Genomic DNA, 12,783 nt, shown 5'->3' on the forward strand with positions numbered 1-12,783 from the left:
TCTTGCTGATCGCGATCGCCGCCATCTTCGTTCTCGCCTATGCGGCCATCGCGCTCGAGCATCCGATCGGGGTCAACAAGAGCGCGTCCGCGCTGTTGGCTGCGGGCCTGCTCTGGACCGTCTACGCGCTCGCGACAGGCGACCACGCGCTGGTCGGCCGTCAGCTCGACGAGTCGGTCGCCTCCACCGCGCAAATCGTGTTCTTCCTGATTGGCGCGATGACCATCGTCGAGGTGATCGACGCCCACGACGGTTTCGAAGTCATCACCTCCCGCATCAGCACGACGAGCCAGATCAAGCTGATGTGGCTGGTCGGGTTCGTCGCGTTCTTCCTCAGCGCGATCCTGGACAATTTGACGACGACGATCGTCATGGTCTCGCTGATCCAGCGACTGATCGCCCGGCGCGAGGACCGCCTGCTGTTCGCCTCCGTCATCGTCATCGCCGCCAATGCCGGCGGAGCATGGACCGTGATCGGTGACGTCACCACGACCATGCTGTGGATCGGCGGCCAAATCTCGCCGCTGAAGATCATGGGCTCGGTGTTCCTGCCTTCGCTGGTCAATCTGCTGGTGCCGCTCGCCTTCATCAGTCTTTCGCTGAAGGGCAAGACCATCGCGGCACCGCCGAGGGACAACGGGGGGCTGACCGTCGACCGGTTCGAACGAAACCTGATGTTCTATCTCGGGCTCGGCGTGCTGATCGCAGTGCCTGCGTTCAAGACAGTGACGCATCTGCCGCCTTTCATGGGCGTGCTGTTCGGGCTCGGCATCGTCTGGCTCGTCGGCGAGGTCGTACATCGCGACAAGGACGAGCATGTCCGCCAGCCGCTGTCGCTTGCGCACGCGCTGACCCAGATCGACATGGGCTCGATCGTGTTCTTCGTCGGCATTCTGCTTGCGGTCGCCAGCCTCGAGCATGCCGGCCTGCTGGCAACGCTGGCCAGATGGCTGGACGCCGCCATCGGCCGCCAGGACGCCATCGTCGTCGTGCTCGGCCTGCTCAGCGCCGTCATCGACAACGTGCCGCTGGTCGCCGCGACCATGGGCATGTACGACCTCGCGCATTATCCGGCCGACAGCTTCCTCTGGGAATTCATCGCCTATTGCGCCGGCACCGGCGGATCGATCCTGATCATCGGCTCCGCCGCCGGCGTCGCCGCCATGGGGCTCGAGCGCATCGAGTTCCTCTGGTACGCCCGCCGTATCGCGGTGCCTACGCTAGCGGGCTACCTGGCGGGCGCGGTGGTCTACGTTGCGCAGCACGCGTGGCTGCATTGAGCGGCGTCTGCCGGATTTGAATTAACGCACCGTTAACGTAATTCTTTAGCTCCTTAAGTCACCTCTTAAGGATTTCTTGCCAGAGATAGACAATGCAGAAGGCCCGCGTCCGACGTGGGCAGGAATCGTTGTTGCTTGATGAGTAACCCCGCTGAAAAGCCTGAAGTTGTGCAGCTTCCGGCCGAGCCAGTCAGCGCTCCGTCGGCGAGCAGCCGAAGGGCTGCGGCGCAGCGGGTGCGCGAGGCGCGTGATAAGTTAACGTCGACCAGCGGAACCCGGCCGGCCTTCGACGCCGAGATGCTGCGCCAATATGCCCAGACGCGACTGTCGGCCTCTTATGTCGTGATGCTGCTGGTGATCACGACCGGCGTGCTGTTCGGGCTGTGGATGCAGCCGATTCCGGCCGCGGCCTGGACCGCCGGCATGCTCTGCATCCATGGCGCGATGATCCGCAGCTGCCAGCGCTTCCTGACCGAACCCACCTCGCCCACAGCTACGCGCGCCTGGCGGACGCGCTTTGTCGTGCTCGATCTGCTCTACGGCCTGTGCTGGATGGCGATCCTGATTCATCCCGTGCTCGACATGGTCACGGAAACGCTGATGATGTTCCTGATGCTGCTGGTGATCGCAGTGTCGAGCATGCTTGCCGCCAATCTGCCAATCGCAGCACTCGCCGCCACCGCGCCGGTCGCCGTCGGCATGGCGCTGAGCTTTGCGATGAGCGGATCGCTCGACAATTACATCCTGGCCGCACTTGCGCTTGCGGCCGAAGGCTATTTCGCGCTGCTGGCGCATCGCCTGCACTCCTCGACTTTCGCCACGCTCGAGGCTCGCGCCGAGAAGGACGCGCTGATCGGCGAACTCGAACAGGCCAAGGCGATCTCGGATGAAGCGCGCCACCGCGCCGAATCCGCCAACGTCGCCAAATCGCGCTTCCTCGCGCAGATGAGCCATGAGCTGCGCACGCCGCTCAACGCCATCCTCGGCTTCTCCGAGGTGATGAAGAGCGAGATCTTTGGCGCGCATGCGGTGCCAGTCTACAAGGAATATTCCGGCGATATCCATAATTCGGGCGTGCACCTGCTCAACCTCATCAACGAGATCCTCGATCTGTCGCGGATCGAGGCCGGCCGCTACGAATTGAATGAGGAAGCGGTGTCGCTGGTCGGCATCGTCGCCGACTGCCACCATCTGATGAAGCTGCGCGCCTCGAGCCGCGGCATCACCATCCACGAGGTGTTCGAGCAGGCGATGCCGCGGCTCTGGGCCGACGAGCGCGCGATCCGGCAGGTCGTGCTCAACCTGCTCTCCAACTCGATCAAGTTCACCCCGCAAGGCGGCGAGATCTGGCTCAAGGTCGGCTGGACCGCCTCAGGCGGGCAGTATCTCTCGGTGAAGGATTCCGGCTCCGGAATCCCCGAGGACGAAATCCCCGTCGTGCTCGCCTCGTTCGGCCAGGGCTCCAACTCGATCAAATCAGCCGAACAGGGCGCCGGCCTCGGCCTGCCGATTGCGAAAAACCTGATCGACCTGCACGGCGGCACGTTTACGCTGAAGTCCAAGCTGCGCATTGGCACCGAGGTGATCGTCACCTTCCCGCCGGAGCGCGTCATGAGCGCGCTGGCGCCGCTGTCGGAGGATGCGCCGCCGCTGCAGCCGGACAGTTCCTTGATGCCCGACGAGAAGCGCAGGCCGCGTCACAAGCCGATCATGAGCGCAGGCACAGGCTCCTAAACACATGCTTGCCGACATGCCCGCCAATCCTTCACTATGCCGAGATGAGCAAAGAAACGCCGTGCGTCGCCGTCTGCATGATCGATCCCGAGACCAAGCTGTGCTTCGGCTGCGGCCGAACGCTGCCGGAAGTCGCGCGCTGGCACACCATGGAGAGTGCGGAACGTCTCGCACTGATGGCGCTGTTGCCGGCGCGTATGGCCGACGCCGGTTTGCAGCCGAATGCGGGATCGTCGAAGCGCTGCTGACCCGCCTGCGTACCGCCGGAGGCGCGAGATGATCCGCTTCCTGCTCGTTCTCATCTTGCTCGCAGGCACGGCAGGCGCCGTGGTCGCCTATGGCGATCCCGACCAGATCGCGCGCGCGAGCCACAAGGTTTCGCACATGTTCCGCGGGCAGGCCACCTCACCCGCGCCCGCCGTGCAGATCCAGCGCGGCCAGAGCGGCGAGTTCGCGCTGCGCGCCAAGATCAACGGCATCGCCGCGCCGATGGTGATCGACACCGGCGCCACCTCCGTGGTGCTGACCTGGGAAACAGCGAAGGCGATCGGGCTGCCGCTCGATATGCTCGAATATGACGTCGATCTCGAAACCGCCGGCGGCCACACCAAGGCGGCGCGGCTCACGATCGACCGCCTCGCCGTCGGCCATCTCGTCGAGAAATCGGTGCCGGCCCTCGTCGTGCCGCGCGGCCTGATGAAGACTAATTTGCTCGGCATGAGCTTCCTCGATCGCCTCGAGAGCTGGGGCGTGCGGTCCGATACGCTGATGCTCACCGGCTATCCCGAGTTGCAAAGCAGCCATCGCCGCGCGCACACTGCGGTCGATTAAGGGGCACGGCCACTTCGCATAGCCAGCCGTCGTCGCCCCAACGCTTCGCAGCGTCGCAAACGAACGCGGATGTGGCTTTTCCGGCATTTACAAACCGTCCAGTCGGTTTATAACGGATACATTCCCGGATCGGGGTTGGAAGACGTGCTGCTCCGTGATGGGGGCGGCCAAGTGGGAGAATGAGAATCATGACTGCCAGAGCCGCCTTACGCCGCACGGTGTACGCCCTGCCCTTCATCGCGGTGGCACTCGCCGCAGGCGGCGCCAGCGCTGCGGACCTGTCGCCCCGCTATGCGGCACCCGTCTACACGGCGCCGCAGCCGGCCTATTCCTGGACCGGCCTCTATGCCGGTCTCAACGCCGGCTACGCCGAGAGCGGCGACGATGCCTTCAACAACCTCGTCGGGACGAGCGGCGGCAAGGTCAAGGGTGCCTTCGGTGGCCTCCAGGTCGGCTACAATTACCAGCTCTCGCCGATGTTCGTGGTCGGCATCGAGAACGATTTCGAGGGCGGAGATATCAAGAACCACGACGCATTCAACAGCGCCGCAGTGAGTCTGCCCTGGTACATGACCGGTCGCGCCCGCGCCGGGATCGCGACGATGGATTCACGGTTGCTGTTCTTCGGGACCGCAGGTCTTGCCACCGGCGAATTGAAGGATGGCCCGATCAACAAGATGAAGATGGGCTGGAGTGCGGGCGGCGGCGTGGAATGGGCGTTCCTGCCGAAATGGTCGGCCAAGGCCGAGTATCTCTACACCGAGTTCAAGCACAACGACCTGCCAGACTGGAACGCTGCAAAATTCCACAGCTTCCGCGTCGGCGTGAACTACCATTTCGACCTGTTCCGCTGAGCGTGATCAAGAAAGAGTCGGGTTCTGCGATCCGGCTCTTTCTCCTGACTAGGCAGCCTCCGCCGGCGCGCGTGCACCAACATGCGCGATCGCATCACGCAAGATGTCGACGCCGGCGCCCGGCTTCACACCGTGCTCGGCGAGATGGCGTCGGAAGGCGCGCGCGCCGGGCACGGCGTGGAACGCACCGACGAAGTGGCGTGTGATGGCGTGCAGCCGCGCGCCGCGTGCGAGCTGAGCCTCGATATAGGGCATCATCGCTTCGAGCGCGTCCTGCATGGTCGCATGCGGCGCCGCTTCGCCAAACATGTCGCGATCGACGGAGAGCAGCCGCCACGGCTCCTGATAGGCGGCGCGGCCGAGCATCACACCGTCGACATGCGCAAGGTGTGCTTTCGCCTCGTCCAGACCCAGGATGCCGCCGTTGATGATCACGGGCACATCCGGCATCGCGCGCTTGAGTCGATAGACGCGATCATAGTCGAGCGGCGGAATGTCGCGGTTCTCCTTCGGCGACAGGCCATTCAGCCAGGCCTTCCGCGCGTGCACGATCAGCGCGTCGCAGCCTGCAGCGACCACCGCGTGCGCCAATTTGTCGAGCGCGAGTTCGGGATCCTGGTCGTCGATGCCAATGCGGCATTTCACCGTGACGGGAATTGAGACTGCGCGCTTCATCACCGCGACACATCTCGCCACGAGCTCGGGCTCCGCCATCAGGCAGGCGCCGAAGCGACCGTCCTTCACACGATCGGACGGGCAGCCGACATTGAGATTGATCTCATCATAGCCAAAGTCCTCGCCGATCCGCGCAGCTTCAGCGAGGTCCGGCGGATCCGAGCCGCCAAGCTGTAGCGCCACTGGATGCTCGGTCGCGTCGAAGCCGAGCAAACGCTCCCGGTCGCCATGAATGATGGCGCCGGTGGTCAGCATCTCCGTGTAGAGCAAACCCCGCCGCGTCAGGTGTCGGTGGAACACCCGGCAGTGCCGGTCGGTCCAATCCATCATGGGTGCAATGCTGAAGCGGCGGTCTAACATATTGTTTTCATTTAGATTTATAACCACTTTCGGTCCAGTCGATTTTGGTCCGACGGACAGTTTGAAGCGTTAGAGCTAAAGCATTATCCTTTCTTTTCAACAGCTTGATCTGATCACTCGATTATTTTCGCTTATTTCGACCATCCCCGGTACTGCACGGCAGTACCAAAATGCCCGTGCAGTACCGCTCCTCGACAAAGGGTTTTGGCTACGCCCAACTACGTCGGTTCGTCGAACTTGAACGAAAATGGCACTGTCGTGACGCAGACGGCTGCCCCGTCAGCGATCCGCGCGAGGCTTATGTGAGGTCGTTCGGCGTAACCGCCCAATCAGAAAACAGATCAAGCGCACCCAACACCTTGTAACCTATCGCCTGATGGCCAAGACGGCGTTTCGCAGCCATGCGGGCCAGGACCGGCACTCTCATGTCAGCATAATCATAAATCGTCACCTCGCGCTTGACGCCGTTGAGACGATGCAACCGGCCGGCATACTGAGCGAGGTACCTTTCCAGGCAATTGGCATCGTAAGAAAAAGGGTGTCGAGGCGGGAATCATCGAAACCTTCGCCGAGATAACGTCCGGTCGCGACATCGCGAACACTCTGTCTCGTTGCCGGACGCAGCCTTCTTGCGCGACTGATCGCCACCCAAGTTAGATCACCTTGTCTCGCCGGAGACACTCGATCTCGATCTCTGAAAGTCCGAGCGAACCACGATAGATTTCTTCATTGTCCTGACCGACCTCTCCCGCCGAGTGCCGCAACTTGGTCCGATCGACGCTGAATTTCGGTACGATGTTGGCCATCGCTACAGAACCAAAATCCCGATCCGGGACGCGGACCATCATGTCGCGGGCCTTGGCTTGCGGGTCAGAAGCGATCTGCTCAATCGAGTAGATCGGTGCGAGCGTCCCCTGTTTGGCCGCAAATGCGGCGAGCACCTCCTCGAGGGCATGATTGCCGCACCAAGTCGAAAAAATACCGTTCAGTTCTTCCGCGTGCTGGACGCGCGCCGCGTTGTTGGCAAAATGCGGATCATCGATCAGCTCCGGCCTTCCTATCGCTCGACAGTTGGCGGCGTAGAGCGCGTTAGTCGAACCGGCCAGAGTGACCCAGCGGTCGTCCTTCGTGCGGTAGACGGCAGCTGGCGCCGAATAGCCGTTACCGTTGCCGATGCGACTTCGCGTCACGCCAAGCTGATCGAACTCGATCGGCAGTACGTCGAGCAGGCGAAACACCGCTTCGGTCAGGGCCAGGTCGATTTCTTCTCCGGGAGCATCGGGATCACGCGCTCTCTTCCACAGGGCAGCTAGCACGCCAACAGCGCCGAACAGGCCGCCGATCGAATCTCCGATCGGATAACCGGGATGCATCGGCTCTCCGTCCGCCTCGCCCGTGATGTAGGTCAAGCCCCCCATCGCCTCGAAGATGCGCGCGAACCCGGGTTTGTCGCGATAGGGTCCATCCTGCCCGAACGCCGTCGCACGCAGGATGACCAGGCGCGGCTGGATCGCCCACAATACCTCCTTCGACAGTCCCCAGCGGTCGAGCGTCCCCGGGCGGAAGTTCTCGATCAGCACGTCGAACTGCGGAAGCAATCGCTTGAACAGCGCAAGCCCTGCCGGCTTCCGAAGATCGAGCGTTGCGAACTTCTTGTTGCGGTTCAGCGCTTTCCACCACAATGGCTTGCCATCCTTGAACGGCGGAAAGAACCTCACGCCGTCGCCCTCGCCCGGCATTTCGATCTTGAGGACGTCGGCTCCGTAATCCGCAAGCAGCGTGGCGGCGAACGGCGCGGCCACAATGGTCGCAATATCCAGAACTCTTAGCCCCTCGAGCGGTCCGCCCATTTCATCTTCCTCGCAGAATTTCGGTTCGATCTTCAGGCGCCATCTCACGTTGCGTCTTGCAGGAGAAGCCGCGCAATATTGAGTTGATGGATCTGGCTGGTGCCTTCGTACAGACGGAACAATCGCACGTCTCGGTACCAGCGTTCGATCGACGAGTGATCGGCGACATATCCGGCACCGCCGAACATCTGGACACAACGGTCCGCCACGCGCCCGGACATTTCGCTGGCGAAGTATTTGCACATCGAGGCTTCGAGCACGACATCCTCGCCGCGGTCGCGCTTGCGCGCCGTCTCGAGAACCATCGATCGCGCGGCGTATATCTCGGTCTGACAGTCGGCGATCATCGCTTGCACAAGCTGAAAGCCGCCATTGGCGCGCTGGAATGCGTGCTGTACCAACATCTGATGGTCGGCACGCATGGGCTCTTCATTGGCAGAATCGTTGCGACGCGCGGAGCTAAAGGCGCCCCTCTGGTCAACGATCAAGGAGAGCTGCGCTCGTTCCCGCGGTGCTGAGTGCGCAACGCTAATCCGTAGCGCGCTCACCTCGGACGATTACCTACGTCCCCCTCTTCCCGAGCGAGACCACAAGGTTCGAACCAAGTCATGATCGTTGAATGCTCGGCTGAAGGTGGAGTGCGGCTGGCGGAACCGTTTGATTTCCGAAGGTTCAAGCTGGTGCTGAAAGGCAAGCCCGAAGCCAGTTCTCCATTAATGGAGCGTATGACCTTCGTCGATGCCGACAACGCGCTCGTTCCCATCGATCTCGTCCCTGTGCTACCCGGTCGCCCGGATGACGAGACTTGGGAGCGTGGCTACGCTGAAATGGTCGCGAAGGCCCGTGAGTACGGTTGGATCGACGTGAATACAAATGCTATCCGTGCCCCTGTTGAAAGAGAACGCTAATAGTTGCGGCAAGCCGATCGGGGCGCATTCGAATTTGCGATGACTGCGGAGCGGCGCGTTACTGGCACAACGGGGTGGGTGCGCTTCCGGAAGCACAGCGTAACGGCAACTCGCTCCAGGAATTCCTCGTTCTTGAGCGAAGGCGCTGCATACAGTGCCGATGACGGATCGACGCCTTTCACCTCTGACGATTGAGGCTGTTCGTCGTAAGTCGCTGGCGCATCTCTCGCTACCTACCGAGTCTTTGCGGTGGTCGTCGCTTCCCACTCGAGGGGCCTGCTCACGTTAGCGGCTGCAAAATTTTTTTGATCTCCCTCGTGCACACGTCTTGGACACGACGCCCTCTAACCAATTTAAAGACTTAAACTCTCGCTCCAATCCATCATGGGGCGCAAGAAAATTTCCAGCGTAAAGCACTCCTTTCCTTGAACTATTTTTCTTTGAACTATTTTCCTTCTCATCGGCCCTGTAAAGGAACGGACCGATTGGAAAATCAAGCGCGAGCAGAGCTTTGATATATTTTGTCTTTCTAGAATCATATCCCCCGGTTTGAAGTCAAAATACCAAATCTACGTTCTGCACACATGGTGCACTCGAAAATCCGAGAGCACATGTGCCGCGGCGTTCACGCAGTTCCTCAAAAATTGGCGTTTGCTGCTGGAGTCATCCTTCTCTCTGTCCTCTCGGCAACGCGAGCGACACAAAGGAAACGCCAAGAACGACGCATATTCAACCGAAATCAGGGTTCAGCTTTGGCAGTGAAGTCGGCGTTGATCCAACGATGCGAGGGCAGGTCATATGCGCCGCAACGTGAGCGTAGTTGGGGAGGCCTTTTGAATGTCGGCCTGCCCAATGGCGGCGATCACGAAACGCGGCGGCCCGTTGCGGAGAGACTGATTTGCGCCTGCGTCCGGATCAAACACCAGCATCGAGCAGCTCCGGGCGGTCGCGCAACACGCGCTGGGCAAGATCACCGTTGCCGACGTGGTCCGCTCCGCCTCAAGCGGCTGAGCACCAGGGCGCATCACTCGCCATTCTCTACGCGAAAGCGCGCGGCAAAGCGCTGTTGATGGCGCAGGCGGCGACCGCGGCATGCCCGACCGCAACGGAAATCTGGTGCAAATCGCTTACGACGTCGCCGATGCCGTAGAGGCCCTTGATCGACGTTTGCTGGCGATCGTCGACCCTCAGATAGCCCTCTTCATTGTGCGCAGCCCCCAGAGACAGCGCAAGGTACGAGCGGACCTCTGCTCCCATGGCGGGATAGAGCACGTCGAACGCGGCAGTTTCATTGTCGTTGAACACCGCCTCCACCCTGTTGCCGCTGCGCCTGAGGCGGAGGTCGCGTGCCGTAAGAACCTTGACCTTTGCTTCCGCCAAGGATGCTCTCGCGTCATCGTCCGGGTCTTCCCGCGTGGCGAGCAACGTCACATCTTTCGTATAGCTGCGCAAGAACAGCGCCTTGGGAGCGGCGTGCCGCAATTCACCGACCACGCCGATGCTTTGGCCCATGGCCTCGAAGGCATCGCAAACCGGACAATAGCGCAATAAACCTGCCGCGAGAGCGGTACGCCAATCCTCGAACGGCGGATGGATGTCGACTATTCCTGACGCCAGCACAACTGTCGCCGCATGGATTTCACCGTCACTCGAATCTATGCGAAATCCGCCCTCCGTCCTCGTCAGCACCCTGGCTTCCCCCTTGATGACGGGAACCTCGAGTCCGACCAGCTGATCAGACATCCGAACGATGAATTCAGGTCCGGACAGGCCGTGGGCAAAGCCCGGGATGTTGTGACTGCGGGGAATCAGCGCAGCCCGGCTCATGCCGGCATCCACGACGCGTACGCTGCGCCGGAAGCGGGCAAGGTAAATCGCGGCCATCAGGCCAGCCGGCCCGCCCCCGATCACGACGCAGTCTAGCGGCACGGGACATTCCCTGTGCCGCCAGCCTGCGCGAGGAGAGAATTTCGCGACGAGGACACGGCTCAAGCTGCCTGGCGCTGGCGCTCGAGATATTCCATCGTCACCTTCTCGACGTTCGCGTCGATCCATTGGGCCATGCGCTGCTCTTCCTTCAGCGACGTCTCCAGCGGCGCTCTGGCCTGCTCGACACCGGCAGGACCGCACAGGGCGACCAGCGACTTGTAGGCCGCGATCTCGAAGTTTTCGAAAGCATTGTTGGCGAATGTATTCTTGAGGATTTCGTCGCTGGCCATCGCGTGCATCATCGCCTGGGCATTGGCCATGACCGATTGCGTCGTGTCCTTCAGGCTCGAGGTGCTCTCGCCGCATGCCTCCAGACATTGCTCCAGCCGCCGGAGTTGTTCGTTGGTCTCTTGCAGATGGGCCGTGATCTTTGCCTTGACTTCGGGATACTGGTCGAGCCGCTCGGATTGCCTTTCCATAAGCTCTCTGGCCTGTGTTTCCATCGCGTGAGCGTTGCGGAGCCCGGCGACGAAGGTGTCCTTGGCAGCGTTCGTCATTGTCGTATTCCTCGTTCTGTTGGGGTTCGTTCCGCCGGCGCCAACTTGCCGCCACATCGATAGTTCCTAGCAAATCCGCCGTACCTTTCTCTGCGTTCGAAGCGATCCGCCGGACGCATCACCGGTGCTCAGCGGCAGGAACAATCGCCTGACGACAGGCTTGGAAAGCCATCGGAGCACGAGCTGAGCGTTATGACTGCCGCCACCAAAACTACAGATGCATGGTGGAAATCCGCCACCATTTACGAGATTGCACTCATCTCATTTCAGGACACCGATGGAGACGGAAAGGGTGATCTGGCCGGCCTGCTGTCGCGCATCGATTACCTGAAATGGCTCGGCGTCGACGCGGTCTGGCTGACGCCGATCTACAGGAGCCCCTTTCGCGACTTGGGCTATGACATCTCCGATTACTGCGCTATCGATCCCGCCTTCGGCAGCCTTGACGATTTCGATCGCCTCGTCGCGAAGCTGCATGAGATTGGACTCAAGCTTATTCTTGATCTTGTGCCAAATCACACATCGCGCGATCACGCCTGGTTCGACGAAAGCAGCCGTTCGCGCGATAACGCCAAGGCGGACTGGTACATCTGGGCCGAGCCGGCTGAGAGCGGCGGCCCGCCGAACAATTGGCTAAGCCGTTTCGGCGGCAGTGCCTGGGAATGGTGCGAGGCAAGGAAGCAATACTACTACCACTCGTTTCTGGTGCAGCAACCCGACCTGAACTGGCGCAATCCGCAGGTTCGCGCCGCAATCGCCGGCGTCATGCGGTTCTGGCTGGATCGCGGCGTGAACGGCTTCCGCGTCGACGCCAGCGCGGTCCTGATCAAGGACCAGCTGCTCCGCGACAATCCCCCCAATCCGGACAGCAAGGGCAAGCCGCCGCCACAACGCTTCACCCCCGTGTTCACCGACGACCGGCCGCAGACGATGCAATGCATCGAGTTCATCCGCGAAATCCTCGACGAGTATGACGGGCGGCTGTTATGCGGTGAGGTTCAGGGCAAGACCGACCGGATCGGCCACTTCTACGGCACCGAACGGCCACGGCTGCACTTGCCGCTGAACTTTGCGCTGCTCGACTCGCAGTGGGATGCATTTTCGTTGCAGGCCACCATAGATGCCTATTTCAACGCCCTGCCTCGAGGCGCATGGCCCGTATGGGTGATCGGAGGACATGACAAGCAGCGCATCGCCAGCAAGATCGGCCAGGAGCAGATGCGCATTCTGGCCATGTTGGTGATGACCCTCAAGGGCACGCCCTTCCTCTACATGGGCGATGAGATCGGCCGGGAACGCGTTCCCATTCCACCCGATCGCGTCCACGATCCATTCGAGAAGCTGGTCAAGGGTTATGGCCTTTGCCGCGATCCCGAACGCGCACCAATGCGGTGGGATGACGGCCCCAAAGGCGGCTTTACAACGGGCGAGCCCTGGCTCCCGCTCGAACCGGACGGCTCGCGCAACGTCGCCCGGCAGAAAGGCGACGAACGTTCGATCCTGCAATTGTTCCGCCAGCTCATCGGATTGCGACGTGCGCATCCTTGTCTGCAGCAAGGTGAGCACCAGCCGATCCGGGCGCGCAACGAGGTCCTGGCATTCAAGCGGGCGTTGGATGAGAGCGAATTGACGATCGCGCTCAACCTGACGGCCGAGCCGCGGAAATGGGAATGGAGCGGTGTTGGCCGCGTGCTGCTGTCGACGCATCTGGACCGGCGAGCCGAGACGCATCTGCACGGTTCGGTCCTTCTTCGAGGCAATGAAGGCGTGATCATCGAAATCGAGAGATGATGAGCTATCTAGGA

General features: G+C 61.4%; 13 protein-coding genes and 1 pseudogene. 8 read left to right on the forward strand and 6 right to left on the reverse strand.

Going from position 1 to position 12,783, the window contains the following annotated elements:
* Positions 1-2: 2 nt before the first annotated feature.
* The 5 genes from nhaD to JJE66_RS23135 all read left to right on the forward strand — a co-directional run bounded on the left by nhaD (position 3) and on the right by JJE66_RS23135 (position 4,699).
* On the forward strand, positions 3-1,280 hold the full coding sequence (nhaD, locus tag JJE66_RS23115) for a sodium:proton antiporter NhaD (protein ID WP_200516791.1): 1,278 nt from the start codon (positions 3-5) through the stop codon (positions 1,278-1,280).
* A 138-nt stretch (positions 1,281-1,418) separates the two neighbouring features.
* On the forward strand, positions 1,419-3,014 hold the full coding sequence (locus JJE66_RS23120; RefSeq protein WP_200516792.1) for a HAMP domain-containing sensor histidine kinase: 1,596 nt from the start codon (positions 1,419-1,421) through the stop codon (positions 3,012-3,014).
* Between the two features lie 44 nt (positions 3,015-3,058).
* Positions 3,059-3,262 (forward strand): DUF1289 domain-containing protein, encoded by a 204-nt coding sequence (locus JJE66_RS23125; RefSeq protein ID WP_200516793.1) that lies wholly within the window; start codon positions 3,059-3,061, stop codon positions 3,260-3,262.
* Between the two features lie 28 nt (positions 3,263-3,290).
* Positions 3,291-3,845 carry a TIGR02281 family clan AA aspartic protease gene (locus tag JJE66_RS23130; protein ID WP_200516794.1) on the forward strand — a complete coding sequence of 185 codons (555 nt, stop codon included), beginning with the start codon at positions 3,291-3,293 and terminating at the stop codon, positions 3,843-3,845.
* A 188-nt stretch (positions 3,846-4,033) separates the two neighbouring features.
* The gene (locus JJE66_RS23135) at positions 4,034-4,699 is read left to right on the forward strand and encodes an outer membrane protein (RefSeq protein WP_200516795.1); all 666 of its coding nucleotides are present in this window, start codon (positions 4,034-4,036) and stop codon (positions 4,697-4,699) included.
* A 48-nt stretch (positions 4,700-4,747) separates the two neighbouring features.
* Here the strand turns inward: JJE66_RS23135 and dusA are convergent, their stop codons facing one another.
* The 3 genes and pseudogenes from dusA to JJE66_RS23150 form a co-directional block, all read right to left on the reverse strand.
* A complete protein-coding gene (dusA, locus tag JJE66_RS23140) occupies positions 4,748-5,734 on the reverse strand; it encodes a tRNA dihydrouridine(20/20a) synthase DusA (RefSeq protein ID WP_200516796.1) in 987 nt (328 codons plus the stop codon).
* A gap of 653 nt (positions 5,735-6,387) precedes the next feature.
* Entirely contained in the window at positions 6,388-7,584 is a 1,197-nt protein-coding gene (locus JJE66_RS23145) for a CaiB/BaiF CoA-transferase family protein (protein WP_200518687.1), read from the reverse strand.
* Between the two features lie 44 nt (positions 7,585-7,628).
* A pseudogene (locus tag JJE66_RS23150) lies at positions 7,629-7,952 on the reverse strand (acyl-CoA dehydrogenase family protein); the annotation flags it as partial.
* Between JJE66_RS23150 and JJE66_RS23155 the strand changes: the two are divergent.
* Positions 7,935-8,102: a flavin reductase gene (locus JJE66_RS23155; RefSeq protein WP_246756509.1), complete on the forward strand. Its 168-nt coding sequence runs from the start codon at positions 7,935-7,937 to the stop codon at positions 8,100-8,102. The pseudogene JJE66_RS23150 and the gene JJE66_RS23155 sit on opposite strands and share 18 nt — an antisense overlap.
* A 90-nt stretch (positions 8,103-8,192) precedes the next feature.
* On the forward strand, positions 8,193-8,492 hold the full coding sequence (locus JJE66_RS23160; protein ID WP_200516797.1) for a hypothetical protein: 300 nt from the start codon (positions 8,193-8,195) through the stop codon (positions 8,490-8,492).
* Positions 8,493-9,286: 794 nt separating this feature from the next.
* On the opposite strand, the gene JJE66_RS38500 is transcribed toward JJE66_RS23160, so the two are convergent.
* The 3 genes from JJE66_RS38500 to JJE66_RS23170 form a co-directional block, all read right to left on the reverse strand.
* Positions 9,287-9,421: a hypothetical protein gene (locus tag JJE66_RS38500; RefSeq protein WP_283818512.1), complete on the reverse strand. Its 135-nt coding sequence runs from the start codon at positions 9,419-9,421 to the stop codon at positions 9,287-9,289.
* 109 nt (positions 9,422-9,530) lie between these two features.
* Complete coding sequence (locus tag JJE66_RS23165) at positions 9,531-10,376, reverse strand: NAD(P)/FAD-dependent oxidoreductase (RefSeq protein WP_246756640.1); 846 nt, start codon at positions 10,374-10,376, stop codon at positions 9,531-9,533.
* Positions 10,377-10,480: 104 nt separating this feature from the next.
* A complete protein-coding gene (locus JJE66_RS23170) occupies positions 10,481-10,978 on the reverse strand; it encodes a ferritin-like domain-containing protein (protein ID WP_200516799.1) in 498 nt (165 codons plus the stop codon).
* 192 nt (positions 10,979-11,170) lie between these two features.
* On the opposite strand from JJE66_RS23170, the gene JJE66_RS23175 reads away from it, so the two are divergent.
* A complete protein-coding gene (locus tag JJE66_RS23175; RefSeq protein WP_200516800.1) occupies positions 11,171-12,769 on the forward strand; it encodes an alpha-amylase family glycosyl hydrolase in 1,599 nt (532 codons plus the stop codon).
* The last annotated feature ends 14 nt before the right edge of the window (positions 12,770-12,783 follow it).

This window comes from Bradyrhizobium diazoefficiens (assembly GCF_016612535.1).
Taxonomy (GTDB): domain Bacteria; phylum Pseudomonadota; class Alphaproteobacteria; order Rhizobiales; family Xanthobacteraceae; genus Bradyrhizobium; species Bradyrhizobium diazoefficiens_C.